Annotated in this window: 14 protein-coding genes; 2 read left to right on the forward strand and 12 right to left on the reverse strand. The window is 52.8% G+C overall.

Annotation, left to right across the window (positions count from 1 at the left end):
- Nucleotides 1-60 precede the first annotated feature (60 nt).
- Genes F4Y39_21795 through F4Y39_21810 form a run of 4 tightly spaced genes read right to left on the reverse strand, consistent with a single transcriptional unit; the run spans nucleotide 61 to nucleotide 4,475 of the window.
- Nucleotides 61-843 (reverse strand): phytanoyl-CoA dioxygenase family protein, encoded by a 783-nt coding sequence (locus tag F4Y39_21795; protein ID MYC16369.1) that lies wholly within the window; start codon nucleotides 841-843, stop codon nucleotides 61-63.
- Nucleotides 840-2,330: a sulfatase-like hydrolase/transferase gene (locus F4Y39_21800; protein ID MYC16370.1), complete on the reverse strand. Its 1,491-nt coding sequence runs from the start codon at nucleotides 2,328-2,330 to the stop codon at nucleotides 840-842. Before F4Y39_21800 ends, F4Y39_21795 begins: the two co-directional genes overlap by 4 nt.
- 11 nt (nucleotides 2,331-2,341) lie before the next feature.
- Nucleotides 2,342-3,406, reverse strand: a complete 1,065-nt coding sequence (locus tag F4Y39_21805; protein MYC16371.1) for a Gfo/Idh/MocA family oxidoreductase — start codon at nucleotides 3,404-3,406, stop codon at nucleotides 2,342-2,344.
- Nucleotides 3,387-4,475 carry a SidA/IucD/PvdA family monooxygenase gene (locus tag F4Y39_21810; protein MYC16372.1) on the reverse strand — a complete coding sequence of 363 codons (1,089 nt, stop codon included), beginning with the start codon at nucleotides 4,473-4,475 and terminating at the stop codon, nucleotides 3,387-3,389. Before F4Y39_21810 ends, F4Y39_21805 begins: the two co-directional genes overlap by 20 nt.
- 150 nt (nucleotides 4,476-4,625) lie before the next feature.
- On the opposite strand from F4Y39_21810, the gene F4Y39_21815 reads away from it, so the two are divergent.
- Nucleotides 4,626-6,185, forward strand: a complete 1,560-nt coding sequence (locus F4Y39_21815; GenBank protein MYC16373.1) for a thiamine pyrophosphate-binding protein — start codon at nucleotides 4,626-4,628, stop codon at nucleotides 6,183-6,185.
- Between the two features lie 49 nt (nucleotides 6,186-6,234).
- A complete protein-coding gene (locus tag F4Y39_21820) occupies nucleotides 6,235-7,953 on the forward strand; it encodes a hypothetical protein (protein ID MYC16374.1) in 1,719 nt (572 codons plus the stop codon).
- A 29-nt stretch (nucleotides 7,954-7,982) separates the two neighbouring features.
- Here F4Y39_21820 and F4Y39_21825 read toward each other — a convergent pair whose 3' ends face one another.
- The 8 genes from F4Y39_21825 to F4Y39_21860 form a co-directional block, all read right to left on the reverse strand.
- Nucleotides 7,983-8,012, reverse strand: a complete 30-nt coding sequence (locus tag F4Y39_21825; GenBank protein ID MYC16375.1) for a hypothetical protein — start codon at nucleotides 8,010-8,012, stop codon at nucleotides 7,983-7,985.
- A 17-nt stretch (nucleotides 8,013-8,029) separates the two neighbouring features.
- Nucleotides 8,030-10,432, reverse strand: a complete 2,403-nt coding sequence (locus F4Y39_21830) for an FtsX-like permease family protein (GenBank protein MYC16376.1) — start codon at nucleotides 10,430-10,432, stop codon at nucleotides 8,030-8,032.
- Nucleotides 10,433-10,546: 114 nt separating this feature from the next.
- On the reverse strand, nucleotides 10,547-11,143 hold the full coding sequence (locus F4Y39_21835) for an HD domain-containing protein (GenBank protein MYC16377.1): 597 nt from the start codon (nucleotides 11,141-11,143) through the stop codon (nucleotides 10,547-10,549).
- 53 nt (nucleotides 11,144-11,196) lie between these two features.
- Nucleotides 11,197-11,871, reverse strand: coding sequence for an ABC transporter ATP-binding protein (locus F4Y39_21840; GenBank protein ID MYC16378.1), 675 nt, complete (start codon nucleotides 11,869-11,871; stop codon nucleotides 11,197-11,199).
- 65 nt (nucleotides 11,872-11,936) lie between these two features.
- Nucleotides 11,937-12,194, reverse strand: a complete 258-nt coding sequence (locus F4Y39_21845; protein MYC16379.1) for a hypothetical protein — start codon at nucleotides 12,192-12,194, stop codon at nucleotides 11,937-11,939.
- Nucleotides 12,195-12,242: 48 nt separating this feature from the next.
- A complete protein-coding gene (locus F4Y39_21850; GenBank protein MYC16380.1) occupies nucleotides 12,243-14,660 on the reverse strand; it encodes an FtsX-like permease family protein in 2,418 nt (805 codons plus the stop codon).
- 12 nt (nucleotides 14,661-14,672) lie between these two features.
- Nucleotides 14,673-15,350, reverse strand: a complete 678-nt coding sequence (locus F4Y39_21855; GenBank protein MYC16381.1) for an ABC transporter ATP-binding protein — start codon at nucleotides 15,348-15,350, stop codon at nucleotides 14,673-14,675.
- A 30-nt stretch (nucleotides 15,351-15,380) separates the two neighbouring features.
- On the reverse strand, nucleotides 15,381-16,739 hold the full coding sequence (locus tag F4Y39_21860) for an HlyD family efflux transporter periplasmic adaptor subunit (GenBank protein ID MYC16382.1): 1,359 nt from the start codon (nucleotides 16,737-16,739) through the stop codon (nucleotides 15,381-15,383).
- Nucleotides 16,740-16,838: the final 99 nt, after the last annotated feature.

Genomic DNA, 16,838 nt, shown 5'->3' on the forward strand with positions numbered 1-16,838 from the left:
ATATATAAATATTTCATAATACCTCTATTTAATCAAGGACATTTTGTTTCTGAGCACATGCTACAATTGTAACGCGATACTGCCCCGATTTTTCTCGTTGAGTCTGTCCATGTAATCCCTGCGCTCAAAGAACTGGCTGGTGTCGTAGAGAAAGGCGTATTTGCCGTTCCGAGCACAGCCGGTTTCGAGGGCGACGCGGTTGATTTCGGCGATGTTGGGATAGGAGGGCCAGAGTATGCCTTCTTCGCAGTAGGAGGTGTCGATGAAGTAGCGTTTGTAAATGCCGCCGCCGGGTTTGGGTCGGCGGGCGTGTTGCAGGGCGGAGTGGACGATGATGATGGATCCGGGGGCCAAATTGTCGATGGTGCGCGAGCCGGGCAGGTCTTCGAATTGAAATTGGCGATAGGCGTCGTTGGCCATGACTTTTTTGTGGGTGCCGGGCATGACGAGGAGGTCGCCCACTTCGCCGTTCAGGCCGTCCATGTACATGAATACGTGTACCATCAGGTGCGAGCGATTTGTCTGGGGGAGTTGTGCATAATCTTGATGCCACGCTACCCCGCGTTCTCCGGGCAGTTGCCATCGGGCGTGGATGTGGTGATGGACGAATTTTTTGCCATTCATCAGATCGGCCACGCGATCGACAACACCGGGTTCAGATGTGAGGAGGCCGAGTTCTGGATACGCCATGAGCATGGGGCGTTCACCTTTTTCGCGGTCGATCATGAGTTGATCGACATCGGCTTTGATTCGTTCGTTGAGGTCGTGGTCGAAGAGGCCTTCGAATACGAGGTATCCCTCTTCGTCGAATTGGGCGATGTCATCGGGTGTGAGATGGTTCATGGGTCCTCCTTCAAATAGATGTACGCCAGATGCATATCGGGGTTGCCGTGGGCAAAGTTGCCGTCGCAGGCTCTGAGGAGTTGGCGTGCGAGTTGATCGACTTTGTCGGGATATTCGACGGCGAGGTCGTTTTCTTCCCGGTAGTCGTCCAGGATGTTGTAGAGTTGAAAGCCGTTGGTTTTGTTGATGTGGCGCAATTTCCAGCCATCGGCTGTGGTGAGGGCGGGACCCAGGCGCGATGAAAAGACGACGGGTGCATGGGGGCGTTGCTCTTTGCCCAAAAGGGTGGGTAAGAAGGATTCGCCGTCTTTTCCGCCGGGTGTTTCCTGCCCTATGAGATCGGATAGCGTGGGCATAAAATCGTAATTGGCGATCATGTGATCGGTTGTGCCGGGGGAGATGTGACCGGGCCAGCGCGCGATGTAGGGCAGGCGAGTGCCGCCTTCCCAACTCGTCCATTTGAGACCGGCCATGCCGTCGTTGCCGTTGAAGATGTCGCCGCTTTGTTCGGTTGTGTGCCGGGTGGTGATGTCGTCATAGCGGATGCCGTCGAGGTTTTGTCTTTTGACGGTGCGGCCTTGTTGTGCGGCGTAGATTTCGTGGCCGTTGTCAGAGCTGAAGAAGACGATGGTGTTGTCGGCAATGCCGAGCGCGTCGAGTTCGTCGAGGATGATGCCAACGGTGTCGTCGAGGCGAAGAATCATGGATGCGTATTCTTTTTCAAAGCCGGTGAGTTCTGGCGCGTCTTTTACGCCCGGGTGAATTTCGGGAACGGAGATGGGGCCGTGGGGCAGTTGTGAGGGATGGAAGAGGAAGAAGGGTTGGTGGCGATGTTTGCGGAGGAAATCGACGATTTTGTCGTTGAAGAGGTCCTGGGAGTAGGTGACTTTCCCGGTCATGTCGTGGCGGATGGCCGCGTTTTCCGGGGATTCTGAACCGGGGTGGTTGCCGCAGTCGGGATGGGTGTTGCCGGGTATTTCGACGATGTCGCCATTTTCAAAGAGGAATGGCGGGTAGAAGCCGTGGCAGAGTTGATGGTCGTAGTAGCCGTAGTGGTAATCCCATCCATGCCGATGAATGCGTTCTGGCGTTGTGGCAAAGCCCCATTCGAGTTTGCCAATTTGTCCCGTGACATAGCCTGCGCGTTGTGCGATTTGTGCGAGGAAGACTTCGTCGGGGCGTTCTTGAAGGCCGGTGTTGTTGATGAGTTCGGCGATGTGTTCAAAGGTCATCGCGCCTTCGGCCATGGGGCGGTAGAGACCGCCTCTGGTGAAGGTCCATCGGCCCGCGTGTGCGTCGTGATAGCCGGTCATGAGGCTGGCGCGCGCCGGGGCGCAAAAGATGCAGCCATAGGCGCGGGTGAATTGCAAGCCTTCGCGGGCGAGGCGGTCAATATTGGGGGTTTGAAAGTGTTTTTGGCCGTAGCAGGAGAGCATGCCGCGGCCGAGGTCGTCGCCGTAGATGTAGATGATGTTGGGGTTGGACATGGAAATTCCTTTTATAGCTCGGTGACATCGATAGCCTTGCGCTGTGCTGTCGCCTGGTGCGCGGCATGGATGATCGAGAGGTTGTGGCGGGCGTGTTCGGCGGTGATTGGGGGTGAGTTGCCTTCTGCGAGTGCTTTTAAGGTGGCGGCAAAATAGTTGGCGTGTCCAGCGCGGGATAGGGCGTCGGTGCTGAGGCCGTGGTCGAGGTCAACGGGTTGCCATCTGCGGTCGGCTTTGTCGAGGTAGCGGAGTTCGCGCCCGCGCCCGACAATGCGGATGGCATGTGTGCGGGTATAGACTTCGCATATACTCTGGTCACCGCCGGGCATGCCCCAGGATGTCGAGACGGTGGAGATTGCGCCGTTTTCGTGTTCAAAGAGGAGGAAGGCGACGTCATCGACGTCGAAGTCGAAGAATTTGGTCTGTACGCGGGCTTCGACGTAGCGTACGGGTGAGCCGATCATGGTTTCGACGAGGTAAATTTCGTGGTACGCAGTGTCGCCGATACAGCCGCCGCCGGCTGCTTTTGATGCGCGCCAGACGTTGTTGGGGTCGGCCTGGTCTTCTGTTTTGCCAGCGAGGGAGAGGGCGCGGCCCGTTTGGGGTATGCCCGTGTTTTCTCGGCGCAATAGTCTGAGTGCTTCTGCGGTGCCGGGTGTGTAGAGGAAGTTGTGTACGATGGCGTAGGGGACATTGTGTTTTTTTACGGCGTCGAGGAGTTGGTCGGCTTCTTCGAGGGATGTTGCCATGGGTTTTTCCGAGATGATGGCGACGCCCGCTTGCGCGGCTTCGATGACGTGTTCGGCGTGCAGGTGATGGGGGGTGGCGATGATGACGGCGTCGAGTTCGGCGCGGTCGAGCATGTGGCGATGGTCTTCGTAGCGTTGTTCTGATATGATGTCTGCTGCTGTGCCAACGCGATTTCTGTTTTCGGGGATGGGATCGGCTATTGCCGAGATATTTACGAGGTCGGGTATATCGAGCAGGCCCTGGAGATGGGATTTTTGGACGATGCCGCCGCAGCCGATCAGGCCCAGGCGGATGGGGTGGTTTTGTTCACGGGGCATTGCGACCATTCCTTTCTGCGATTTTTTGCGCGATGTATTCCGCGTCGCGTCCCACGCCGCGCAGGAGATGCGATCCGACGGTGTGTTGAAATTTCAAGCCGACGAAGAACAGGCCGGGGATGCAGACGCCGCGTGTGTGTATGGGTCCGTTTTTGTCAAATGCGGATTCGGGATGATGCACGCGGATGAATTTGTGGTCGGATCTAAAGCCGGTACACCATAAGACGGTCAGGTCTTTTAGGCTGACAATTTTGCCGTTGGCACAGACGATTCCGCGATGGTCAGCATCTATTACGCGACCGACTCGTTGTACGCCATAGTGTTTTGAAAGCCAGCGCGGCGATGGCGCCATGGCGGGGTCGCCGCCCTGCCATTGGTGCATAATACGCCGTCCGATCAGCGTTTGTCGCTGGATTTCAAATATTGGGAGCATGCGCGAGAATACGCCGATGGGGACTCCCAGTATAGACCATGGGACGACGCCGTTGCCGCTGAGTGCAAATGAGAGGTTTTCAAATTGATCCGATTGTGCGAGGTCCAGGCAGATTTGAACACCACTGCTGCCGCTGCCGACGATGAGGACGTTTGCCGTTGTGATCTGGTCGGGGTTTCGATAGGCCGATGAGTGTAGCTGGGGGGTTGTTTGTGGCAGTTTTTTGGCGGCGTCTGGGACAAAGGGTTGGGCCGCATGCCCGGTGCAGATGGCGACGTTGGTCGTTTGATAGGTTTTGGTGTCTGTATGGACGTTCCAGATGTTTTCTCCTTCGGCGACTTGCGTGACGGTGACGCCTTCTTTTAATGGGGGATTGACCATCTGGCGATACGCGCAGAAATAGTCGAGTGCTTCTTCGCGCGTGGCGGTGTCGTACCAGGCTTTGTGCGGTGCGAACGGTTTTTGCATGCCGGGCAAGGTGTTCATCCAGTTGGCTGTGTTTAACCGAAAGCTGTCCCAGCAGTTGTGCCACGCAGAGAACGCCTGGTCACGCTCCAATACGAGGTGCTCGACCCCGCGTTGTTGCAAGAAATAACTCAGTGTAATGCCGGCTTGTCCACCGCCGATAATGATGGTGTTTATCATACACGCTATCCCTTAGATTACAAATTTATGCTTCAAAATAGCGCGTTGACAGAGGTTTTGCAAGCCAGTTCAAATTTGGTCTGACGATGGGGGATTTTGGTTGTATATTGGCGGGGTGCGTTTTAATTATTCGATTGAAAGGATGAGATTATGTTGATGACTGGTGGTCAGGCTGTGGTTGAGACATTGGATGCCTGGGGGGTGGATGTGGTGTTTGGTATTCCGGGAGTTCACACGCTCGCGCTTTACGATGCGCTTTACGAGCATCCGCGCATTCGGCATGTGACGACGCGGCACGAGCAAGGGGCGGGTTTTATGGCCGATGGGTATGCGCGGGCTTCTGGGCGCGTGGGTGTGGCGTTGACGACGACGGGTCCGGCGGCGGTGAATGCGTTGACGCCAATTGGGGAAGCGCACGCGGAGTCGTCGCCCGTGTTGCTGATATGCAGTGGTCCTACGGATGAAACAAATGGCACAGATGCGGGTGTCTTACATGATATGCGGGACCAGTTTGGGACGTTGTTTTCGGTGACGGGGCGCGGGCAGCGCGTGTCGTGTGTAGAGGAGATACCAGATGCGCTATCAGAGGGTTTTGAGGCGATGAAGTACGGGCGTCCCCGGCCCTTTATTTTTGAAGTTCCGCTGGATGTTTTTAAGGAAGAAGCAGAGGTAAAGATTGACGAGCCAGCGCACCGCCCGCCCCATAAGCCTGAGGAGGCTGCGCTCGATGCAGCGGCGGAGATGATTCAGTCTGCGCGCAAGCCGGTGTTGATCGCGGGTGGGGGGACGCAAGATGCGAGCGATGATGTGATTAAGTTAGCGGAAAAACTCGGCTTGCCGGTGGCTGTTACCGCCAATGGGCAGGGGGCTGTTCCGGCGGATCACCCTTTGTTGGTGCGCGGTGAGGCGATGAACAAGTGTTTGAACGAGGCGGATGTGGTGATTGCTGTGGGTACGCGTCTTGGCTTTCGATTTGAGCAGATGTGGAAGGGGACACCGGAGAAGCTCATTCATCTGGATATTGATCCGGAGGTGATCGGGCGGTCGTTTGAGCCAGATGTTGCGCTGATTGGCGATGCGGGCGAGGGGTTGAGGGGATTGTACGCGCGTCTGGATGGGGTGAAGTCCGCGTGGGATGTCGGTGATTCTGTGCCGCAGGCGTCCGGTCAGTGGGAGGAGAAACCTTTTCCCGAATTGTTGGGGGTTTTGCGGGATGTTCTGGATCGGGATGCGGTGGTTGTGAACGATATGACGATGATTAGCTATCAGGCACGTCGCCATTTTCCGGTTTATCAGCCGCGCACGTTTTTGTCGCCTACGGTTTATGGAACGCTGGGGTTTTCCATGCCAGCGGCTGTAGGTGCCAAGGTCGCGTGTCCAGATAAGCAGGTGGTGTCGCTGTGCGGCGATGGCGGGTTTATGTACACGGCGACAGAGCTTTCGACCGCGGTTCAGCAGGGGGTGTCATTGCCGGTTGTTTTGTGCAATGATAATACTTATGACGCGATTAAACGGGCGCAAGATCGGGAATGTGATGGGCGGAATATTGCCGTGGAGTTGGCGAATCCCGATTTTGTGATGTTTGCACAGAGTTTTGGTGTGCAGAGCGTTCGCGTGACTGATGGACAGGGGTTTGGTGAGGCGCTCGAAGAGGCATTGCAAGCCAAGGGACCGACGCTGATTGAGGTTTTTTTGCCGGAGTATTCTTGAGAAGTGCATCCTTATGAGTGGTAGATAAAGACAGACGCGGGAGAATATTATGGCAGCAAAGCGAAAAAAGAGGCGGCACCGAGGGGCTGCTGGCAAGGCGAATGCGGATTTGACGGCGCATATTCGGTCGTTGGGGTTGACGAGTGTGGGGCAATACCAGGCGTGGTGTCGCGATCATGGATTTAATGGGGCGCTGAATAAGAGCTGGCAGGAGCGACGGCAGGAGCGCAAGGTTGCAGACCGGGCAATTGATGAGGAGTTGGCCGAGCAGGAATTTGTGCGCCATATCAGTGCGTTGGGGTTAAAGACGGTTGCGGATTATACCGCGTGGTGTACCGCGCACGGGTTGAGTACGGGGACGCATAAGAGTGTTGCTCAACGCAAGAAAGAGAGCGATTTGGCCGAGCGCATAGAGAGCGATGCGGTTTTGGCGAGGATGAAAAATCACACGCGGCGGCCACAAGAGACGATTCAGGCGATTTATGAGGGCAAGCTGTCGGAGGCGGAGTTAAATCGCCCGCATTTGCAAAAGATCCAGCGGGCTTTTGATGGGCTGGGGAGAGACCGCAAGGGGCGGCGCGCGCTGTTGCAGTTGTTGCTTCACGTGGAAAAACGAGGCGATTTTTTTGACGTCAAGCCCGCGATTGTGCGCCTGGGACCTTCTGATGGCAATACATTTATCGAGGGTTTGGGCGCGCTGGCGCGCTGGCACAAGCGGTGGTTGCGCGATCCAGGGGAGTGGCGGCCAGACTCGCACAATGGGCGCAAGCAGTTTGGTTCACTGGCGCGCCATTTGCTCGCGAAGTACGATGTGCCCGCGTTTATGGATATTGCGTGGTTTCTCGGCGAGGACGACGAGGCGCGGCAGCAGCAGGGCTGGTTTGTGCATGTGGGGACAGGCGGGAATATCCGCAAGGCAGATGTTCCGCTGACGCTGACGAAGAAGATGGCGCATTTGTTTTTGGAGTCGCCGCACGATTACACGATTTACGAGGCGTTTCGGCGCGGTCAAATTCTGGGGCTTGGCGGGGAAGAGCCGCTGGTGCGCGCGGTGAATAGTACGCGGTTGGGATCGTCTTTTGAGTGCGAAGATTTCTGGCATAAGGTGGTGCATTTTTTTGTGAATAATCCAATGCTCGATCCCGATGAGGTGGGACCGATTGTGGATTATATTCACAATCAGAAATACGTGTCTCGAGAAGAGACGGTTGGTGGCGAGGTTGTGCAGTTGCCGCCCGAGCAGCCGAATTTTTCGATTAAGGGGCGCAGTATGGTCAAGTTACTTCGGCAGGTCGAGATGTGGCACCGGCAGTTGGCGCGGCAGAATCGCTTGCCCGCAAAGGTGTGGGCGCCTTCGGGTCTCAATGAGCTGGATTGGACGGCGACGGATAATTATGGGAATGAAAAGGAGCGGTGGACGATTACGGAGTTGCTGTCGGTCAAAGAGTTGTCCCTCGAGGGACGCAAGATGCATCACTGCGTGGGGTCTTATGCGAATAATTGCAAAACCGGGAGATCGTCGATCTGGACAATGCAGGTTACGACGCCAGAGGATGAGACACTTCGGGTGATGACGATTGCGGTGCAAAATGGCAGCCGAAGCATTACGCAGGCGCGCGGGAAGTGCAATGCGCGACCCAATGGCAGGACGCCCAGTGGCAAGCGTCGGGATTTTAGCAAGGAGTATGAACGCCATTTGCGGAAGTCGCGCCATGTGTTGTATTTGTGGCGAGAGCAAGAGGGGTTGTCTATGTCGCGTGGGGTGTGAGGGAATGGACGAATAGACGAATAGACGAATCAGCGAATCAGCGGATCATAGCAGTTCATAGGCGCACAGGTGTCGGCTATTCATACCGCAACGCTGTGGCTGGATCGGTCAGGGCTGCGCGAATCGCCTGTGTGCTCACGGTCATGATCGCGATTGCCATTGTTAGCAATCCGCTCGATACAAAGACCAGCGCGCCCAGATCTATGCGATACGCAAATCCCGCCAACCATTCATTCATGACCCAATAGGCCAGTGGAAATGCGATTATATTGGCGAGCAGGACCAGGATTACAACTTCCCGCGAGAGCAAACGTATGATATTGGGGACGGATGCGCCGAGGGTCTTGCGAATGCCAATTTCTTTGGTGCGCTGCTCGGCTGTAAATGCCGCGAGGCCAAACAGTCCCAGACACGCTATTATAATCGCCAGCCCGGCAAATAAAGTTATAAGTGTTCCTATCCGTTGTTCAGCCAGATAAAAATTCGCTAAGTTTTCGTCTAAAAAACGGTAATAAAACGGCTTTTCGGGAATATATTTCCGCCACATTTCTCCGATATATTTAAGCGTTTCATCAATATTCTCACCGCGAATTTTTAGTGTTAGTACGTTGAATTTGGGTTGCCACATCGCAATCGCCACGGGGCGGATGATTTCGTGTAGCGACCGGTTGTGAAAATCTTTTACCACGCCGATTACAACGCCTTTCTCCCGGTTTGATGCAGCCCATCCAAACGCCTTTCCAAGCGGCTCGGTCCACCCCAATCGCTTCACGGCAGTTTCGTTCAGGATAAATGCCTGAGATGTGTCGGTTGTCACTGATAGTGAAAAATTGCGACCCGCTACGAGTTCCAGATCATAGGTGTCTAAAAAGGCTTCATCCACGCCCAGGACGCGCATCCGCCAGTCTTCCCCTCCCCTGCCTTCGGGAAATACCCTGTCCAGTTGTCCCCCATATCCCATTGAAGAATGCGATGCCGATGCTTTCAAGATGTTTGGGTGCTTCAGATATTCATTTTTGATATTCAAATAATCGTCTGTCAAGCGTCGATCTGTAGAAAATAGCCAGGTCATGACCATGAGATCTTTGTCAAATCCCAGATTTTTGTTCTGTACATAATTCAACTGTTGATATACGGTGTATGTGCCCGCGATTAAAAATGTCGAGATCGCAAATTGAAATACCACGAGGATCTGTCGCAGTCGGCCGCTTCTGGTACTCGAGACAAGCGTGCCTTTCAGTACTGTTACGGGCCGAAAACTGGATAGAAATAGCGCGGGATATCCTCCGGAGAGCAGGCTTACCAGTACGGTTAAAACAAATAGCCCGGCAATCGCATACCACAGGGTCTGTCCTTCGAGTGCTATTGTTTTTCTGGCAAAGTTGTTCAGGAGGGGGAGAGAAAATTTCACAATAATTAGCGACAATAGCCCGGCCAACAGTGCGGTCAAAAATGTCTCTCCCAGGAACTGTCGGATCAATTGGGCGCGGTAGGCTCCCACTACTTTTCGCAACCCGACTTCGCGTGCCCGTCGCGCAGAGCGCGCTGTTGACAGGTTCATAAAGTTGATGCACGCAATCAGTAAAATGAACAGTCCGATGATTGCAAACAGGTACACATACGTGATGTCGCTATGAGATGAGATGCCATAATCCACTTTGGAATACAGATAGATTCGCTCTAAGGGTTGCAAAAAATAGGTGCTCTTTTTGACGATCTCATCGCCCATATATCGCGCCATGAATTCAGGCAATTTTGCTTCGAGTGCTTTAACATCTGCGCCTTCTCGCAATAAGATGTAATTGTGTGCCGGTCGCCAGGTTGAATCCACCGCCCAGTTTTCAAATACGTTCCGCGTCCAACGGGTATTTACCGTTGCACATACAATGTCAAATTGCATGGTTGATTGTCGAGGCACGTTTTTCAGTACCCCGGTAATCGTATATACCCCACCCATATACCGGTCATCAACGGTAAGCACTTTTCCTATTGGGTCGTCATCCCCAAAAAATCGCCGCGCGGTTGCTTCTGTCACCAGGATGGAAAGCGGTTCTTTGAGTACTGTCGCGCGATCTCCCTTCACCAGTTCAAAATCGAAGACTTCCAAAAAATCGGGGTCCGTCAAACAGAATCGCTGATCAAATTTGCGGTCTTTATAAGTGGTCCAGATATAATTCCACGACAGATATCGCACGACTGTTTCGATCTCTGAATAATCTTTTTTTAGTGCGGGTCCCGCTGCGCCCGATGTGCCAAAACCCATGTCACGGGCGCCGTCATCGTTGCGCATCTCGCGGATCAATTTGTAGATCCGGTCACTTTTTGTGTGAAATCGATCTACGCGAAATTCATCGTGAATAAATAATCCGATGAGGACACAACAGGCCACGCCCACCGATAATCCCAGTACATTGATCAGCGAGTATCCCTTGTGGCGCATCAAATTTCGCAGGGCGATTTTCAGATAGTTTTGGAACATGTTTTTTTACAAAATGGGATTATAGCTGTTCATCCCGGTCTAACCATCCGTCCGATAGATGTACGATGCGATCTCCGTAAGCGGCGTTTTCTCTGACATTGGTCGGGCAACCAGTTACTTCAGACAATGCGCCACTGCGTCCCTGTACGTTTCGAGCTCTGGGGTTTTCAGGTTCTTCACCTTGGCCAGATCATCCCATTTCCTGAGGTGCACGGCATTCTGATAGTAAGGATTGCTTTCGAACTCGGTCCTTTCCCGATCTGACATGAGGCCTCCTTGCAGTTGGAAACTATGCTTAGAGGCTTCGGAAAGGGTGTTGTAGTAGGTCGAATCCGTGGTGCAGATGTATCGCTTGGCCGGAACGTGAAGTTTCACCGGTTCGGTCACCGCCTCGATAAAAAAGGGCGCTATGTACGCGGCGCCCACTTCTTCGTGGAGAAAGTCCTGGGTATGGAAATCTGCGTTTTCTGCGTGTTCGTCCATCAGAAAATGGCCGATATCGTGCAATAGTGCGGCAGTTATCTGAATCGCGTCTCCATTGGCGAGCTGGGCCAGATTGGCGCACTGGAGCGCGTGTTCGAGTTGCGTTACGACTTCGTCGTAGTGGGACTGGCCCCTCGCTTCCATGTAGGTGAACAGGGCATTTATTTTTTTTTCGGGACTGCCTTCGGCCAATTCGTTCGCGAGTGTTGGATCGACGTGTTCCTTCATTTTGGCACCATCTTTCTCTAAAAATGTTCGGGTGATAAATTTAATTGGAGGGATTACAACTGCTCATCCCGGTCCAACCATCCGTCCGATAGGTGTACGATGCGGTCTCCGTAAGCGGCGTTTTTCTCTGAGTGCGTGCATTGGACAATGGTTACGCCTTCGGCATTCAGGTGTTTGAACAGGGTCATGATCCGCTCGCCTTCTGCCGAGTTTAAGTTGCCGGTTGGTTCGTCTGCCAGGATCAGTTTTGGCTGTGTGATCAATGCCCGGGCTATGCCTACCAGTTGTTGTTGTCCGCCGGATAACTGGTTGGGGAATAGTCGCTTTTTTGCCACGATGTTGAAGCGGTCCAGCATTTCGGCGATGCGGCCTTTGCGTTCAGCGCCTTTTACTTTTTGATACAGGAGGGGGGTTTCCAGGTTTTCGCCGACGGTTAGTTCGTCGATTAGATGGTAGCTTTGAAATACAAATCCGATGTGGTCGCGATGTAGCTCGGTCAATGCGCGTTCGTCCAGTTTGTGAACTGCGCGGTTGTAAAAATGGTACTCTCCATTCGAGGCGGTGTCCAGCATGCCCAGGATGTGCAATAGGGTTGATTTGCCAGCGCCAGAGGGTCCCATGATGGATACAAATTCACCTTCGCGGATTTGCAGGTCAATGCGCCGCAGTACGAATGTTTTTACGATGCCGTTTTCGTAGTATTTTTCGATGTTTTTTAGTTCGATCATGTCTGTCTCCTTATTAGCTATCAGCGGTTAGCTGTCAGTCCCCAGCCCTTCACACTTCACACTTCCTATGCGCGGCGTTCGAACAGGATAGATACCTCGTGTTCGGATGGTTCGCCAATTTCTACGAGCGACCATTCCTGGTCGTAGTTTTCCACAATCCGTTTCAAACTCGTTACTCTCTGTTCATGGGGTTCGGCGTGTTCCTCCCAGGCGAATAGTTCCATGCGGTAATCGTATTTTCTGCTTTTGCCGTTTACCACTACGGTTACTTCCACGGTGTCTTCGGCGTCCAGAGGTGGCAATTTGATCGAGATTTTGGGCATGGTGATTCTCCGGAACAACGGTCAGGGGGTGACCACAGGGGGTCGCCCCTACTCATACCGCAGGGCGTCAACGGGATTGGAACGCGCAGCGCGGATGGCTTGAAGGCTTATGGTACACAGGGCGATGACAACGGCTAATAGGCTACACAGAATATAGATTTTTATGCCGGGTTCAATGCGATACGCAAAGCCGTTGAGCCACTGTCCCATTGCCCAGTAGGCTATGGGCCAGGCGATGAGATTGGCAATGGTGAGGAGGAGTACAAATTCTCGTGACAACAGTGCAATAATCTCACTTACCGATGCGCCCAATACTTTGCGGATGCCTATTTCTTTGGTGCGCTGAGAAACAGATAGGGATGCGAGGCCGAATAAACCCAGACACGCGATTAAGATTCCAAATCCCGATGCGTACCAGACGATTTGGAGCCAGCGCTGTTCTCTGCGGTATTGCTGGTTGACCTGTTGGTCCAGGAATGTAAATGCAAATGGGCGCGCGGGTTCTATTTTTTTCCAGGTTTCTCGCAGCAATTCAATACTGCCGTTTATGTCTTCTGGACGAATACGCACGAGAATGACGCTCGGGCCACCATCTGGCGATGTGTGAAATACGATTGGGTCGATTTCGTTGTGAAGCGATTCGAAGTGAAAATTTTTCACCACGCCAACCACCTGGTGCGGCTCTGTTCTGTTCAGGACGGGAAAGGGTTGTCCAATGGGGTTATCCCATCCAAAAATATTTGCGAGTGTTTCATTGACAATTACGGCGCGGTTGGGGTCGCTGGGAAATTCTGGGGAAAAGTTTCGCCCCATTTTCAGATCGATGCCCAGTGTTTTCAGATAGGCTTCGTCAATCCACATGGACCAGATCCTGAGCAAGGTGCCATCGGGCAAGAGGTGGCCTCTCAGTTTTGTGCTGTTGATGAATGAATAGCCACCACCGGCAATATTTACGATGTGGTCGTGGTCGCGCAAGACTTCGCGCAAGCGCTGGAGGTTTTCGCGCGTGGCGTTGCGCAAGACGACGGTCTGCTCGCTGGTATATCCCAAATTTTTTGTTTGCAAATAATCCAGTTGTTGCGCCATGATTCCCGTGCAGATCATCAATACGATTGACAAGGCATATTGCACGATGACGAGGGTGCTTGTGAAGGGTTTGCGCCGTTTTGTCCGCGTGTTGCCCTTGAATACCGATATGGGTTGTAATTTTGACAATATTAGTGCTGGATAACTGCCTGCGGCGAGTCCGACAAATACGAGTACACCTGTGAGCGCGACGATCAATTCCCAACCGGGGATGAGTGTCACTTCTCCGGCAATCATGGCGTTGAATACGGGTAAAAACAATCTGGCAAGTACCAGTCCCAGGATCAGGGCGAGCAAGCTCATGAACAGGGTTTCACCCCAGAATTGTTGCATGACGTTGCCGCGATGTGCGCCCAATACTTTGCGCATGCCCACTTCCAGTGACCGCCGCGCCGAGTATCCGAGGGACAGGGTTGTGAAATTGATGCACGCGATCAACAGCACTGCTATGCCAATGGCTGATAGGACATAGGCGAACATGGGGCTGATGGTTTGTTCGTATCCTCCGGTTACTTCGTTTTGAAAATGAATTTTTACGAGTGGTTGTAATTGGAATTGAAATGCATCGGCGCGATCTTGAATGCGCCCCCATCTGATCCAGTTACTTCGCTGTCTGGTCAGTCGCTCGGTGGTAAATGTGGCGAGTTTTTCGTTTAATGCGGTCGCCTGATTCGCGTCGTGGATTTGAACATAAGTCGATACGCGCGCGCCCGACGCATTCGACATTTGAAAATGCCATTTGTTATCTCGATACGCACTCTCAAAGGGGATGAGTATGTCATTTCCACGCATGCTCGAGGTCAGTGGCAATGCTTTCATAATGCCTGTGACGACATACTCCCGGGGGTCCCGAATGCCCTTGATACGCAGCGACTGGCCGATCACACGGGCGTAATTTTCTGTTTCATCAAAGTATTTTTTCGCCACGCGCTCGCTGATGACCACGCTGTGCATGTCGTCAAGTGCGGTATTTGCATCTCCGGCTAATAGCGGATAGGTGAATATCTGCAAATACGCGGGATCTATTAGTGCAATGCGTTCCCCAAATAGCTTATTCCCACGCTCGATAATCACATTTGAATTGGCAAATCGCGTTGTGTGAGCGATTTCTGGGAATGTTTCTTTCAAGGCGGCTGCGAGTTCTGTCGGCTGTTTTACCGTTCGTGCGATTTCGCCTTCTTTCGTGATTTCCCGCGCCAATACCCGAAAGATCACATCTCTGTTTTTGTGAAATCGATCAAAAGACCATTGCTGATGTACTGCGGAAAAAATGAGCACACAGCACGCCATCCCTATCGCGAGTCCCAGGATGTTGATTGATGCGTACAATTTGTTCCGCATCAAATTTCGCAGGGCGATTTTGAGATAGTTTGTAAGCATGCGGTTTTTCCGCTATTCCCTGATGTTCTCTGTGACGACATGGCCGTCGAATAAGTGGATGATGCGATTCGCGTAGCCCGCGTCGTGCGAGTTGTGCGTCACCATCACGATTGTGGTGCCGTTTTTGTTCAGTTCGGTCAACAGATCCATGACTTCGTTGCCGTTTGCCGAGTCCAGATTACCCGTTGGCTCGTCTGCGAGGATGATGTTGGGGTTTGCTATGACGGCTCTGGCCACGGCTACGCGCTGCTGCTGACCGCCGGACAATTGTTGCGGGAAATGCTTTTCGCGGTGTTTGATGCCCATGTATTCGAGGGATTCATCCAGGCGCTGTTTGCGCTCGCTGGCTGGTAAGCCCAGGTATAGCAGGGGCAGTTCCACGTTTTCGGCTACGGTCAGTTCGTCAATGAGGTTGAAACTTTGGAATACAAAGCCGATGTTTGACTTGCGGGTGTTGGCTCTTTGCCGCTCGGTGTGTTTGGATACTTCTTCTTCGTTCAGAAAGTATTCTCCGTCGCTGGGGTTGTCCAGCAGACCGAGTACGTTCAAGAGTGTGGATTTGCCGCATCCCGATGGTCCCATTACGGCGACAAATTCGCCTTCGTCAATGTCTATGTTGACATTGTTCAGGGCGGTTGTTTCCACTTCTTCAGTGGTATAGACTTTCTGGAGGTTGACGGTTTTGATCACTTTACTGCTCCTTTCGTGAGAGCGATTAGCTTACCGCTTTAACACCAACTTATCGATTTCTTCGTAATTGTCATATGACGATGTGACCACGCGCTCGCCGGGGGAGAGGCCGGCGAGGACTTCGAAGTATTCGGGGCTTTGGCGGCCTATGCGCACTTCGCGGCGTATGGCTTCGTCGCCTTCGACGACAAATACCCAGTTGCCGCCTGTTGTTTGATAAAATCCACCGCGCGGAAGCAAGAGGGCTTCTTCGGGTGCGTCGAGTTCCAATCGTATCTGTTCTGTTTGACCGCGCCGAATGCTTTGAGGTGTCGCATCCACAAAATCCATATCGACTTCAAATTGTCCTTCTAAGACTTCGGGAAAGACCCGACGGATTGTGAGTTCATAAGCTTCATCGTCGATTTCAATGGTGCCTTTGAGTCCTTTTGTGATTCTCGTAATGTAAAATTCATCGATGCCCACCCGCATTTTATAGGCGTCGAGTACATCGACCTGACCAATGCGCCTTCCCCTGTTCATCAACTGGCCGATTTCTGCATTTAATTGGGATAATTGCCCGGCAATTGGCGCGCGCACAGTCAGGTTTTCCAATGGACGGCGCACATGCTCCAATTGCCGTTGCAAACTCCTGGCGCTCGTGTCCAGTGCAGCGAGTTGGTTGATGCGGTACAGCGAGTCCTGGCGTACTGTTTCCAATGCAAATGACCTGCGTTTTTGATCGTTTTGATATCGATCCCGCGCACTTTCAAACAGGTCTTGGGAAGTCAATCCGCGTTCGAACAAAACTTTCTGTTTTTCGTGTTGGCGTTCTGTCTCCCGCAAGTTCAATTCAACGCGCATCAGTTCCTGGCGGTTGCGAATAGCCCGATTTTCCAGGTTCAACCGGGTGTTTTCCATGTTGTTGATTTGTTCAAATAAACGGGCTTCCTGGGTTAAAATATTTTGTTCCAGGGTGGGGTTTGACAATTTCAAAATGGGCATGCCTTTTTCGACCATTGTTCCTTCTTCGAGGAAGATTTCCTCTATTTGTCCGCCTTCCAGTGCGTCGATATAATATGTCTGAATTGGCAATACGGTGCCGCGCTGGACGGTAAATTCCTGAAAGGGACCGCGCGTGACTTCTGAGATGGTAATTCGATCGACCTGTACATTGAGTCTGGCGCTGTGGTCGCCAAAGACAGCCATGTAGATCACGGCACACACAAATACCGCGATCCCGCCGATGCTGGCGATGCGCTTTGGTGTCCATACTTTTTTTTCGACTCTGCGGTCCATGCCGTCTTGGCCCGTGGCTTCCGGTGACGGTTGGGACGATGAAGAACCACTGCCTACAAAGCTGGGTACGGCTTTCTTTTTTTGCGGATCATCTCGTTCGGGTGTTGACACGTTTGTACCCTCTATCCAGAGTTTGGTGTGAATGCTGAATGGGAAAAATAGTCATACTTTGAACAATATTCAACTTTGTTTTGCGTCAATGGGACTCTT

The sequence above is a fragment of the Gemmatimonadota bacterium genome (assembly GCA_009838845.1).
GTDB lineage: Bacteria > Latescibacterota > UBA2968 > UBA2968 > UBA2968 > VXRD01.

Bases quoted from the DNA above. Each gene is read 5' to 3' on its own strand.
- F4Y39_21795 (MYC16369.1), bottom strand. From the start codon at position 843: ATGAACCATCTCACACCCGATGACATCGCCCAATTCGACGAAGAGGGA.
- F4Y39_21800 (MYC16370.1), bottom strand. From the start codon at position 2,330: ATGTCCAACCCCAACATCATCTACATCTACGGCGACGACCTCGGCCGC.
- F4Y39_21805 (MYC16371.1), bottom strand. From the start codon at position 3,406: ATGGTCGCAATGCCCCGTGAACAAAACCACCCCATCCGCCTGGGCCTG.
- F4Y39_21810 (MYC16372.1), bottom strand. From the start codon at position 4,475: ATGATAAACACCATCATTATCGGCGGTGGACAAGCCGGCATTACACTG.
- F4Y39_21815 (MYC16373.1), top strand. From the start codon at position 4,626: ATGTTGATGACTGGTGGTCAGGCTGTGGTTGAGACATTGGATGCCTGG.
- F4Y39_21820 (MYC16374.1), top strand. From the start codon at position 6,235: ATGGCAGCAAAGCGAAAAAAGAGGCGGCACCGAGGGGCTGCTGGCAAG.
- F4Y39_21830 (MYC16376.1), bottom strand. From the start codon at position 10,432: ATGTTCCAAAACTATCTGAAAATCGCCCTGCGAAATTTGATGCGCCAC.
- F4Y39_21835 (MYC16377.1), bottom strand. From the start codon at position 11,143: ATGAAGGAACACGTCGATCCAACACTCGCGAACGAATTGGCCGAAGGC.
- F4Y39_21840 (MYC16378.1), bottom strand. From the start codon at position 11,871: ATGATCGAACTAAAAAACATCGAAAAATACTACGAAAACGGCATCGTA.
- F4Y39_21845 (MYC16379.1), bottom strand. From the start codon at position 12,194: ATGCCCAAAATCTCGATCAAATTGCCACCTCTGGACGCCGAAGACACC.
- F4Y39_21850 (MYC16380.1), bottom strand. From the start codon at position 14,660: ATGCTTACAAACTATCTCAAAATCGCCCTGCGAAATTTGATGCGGAAC.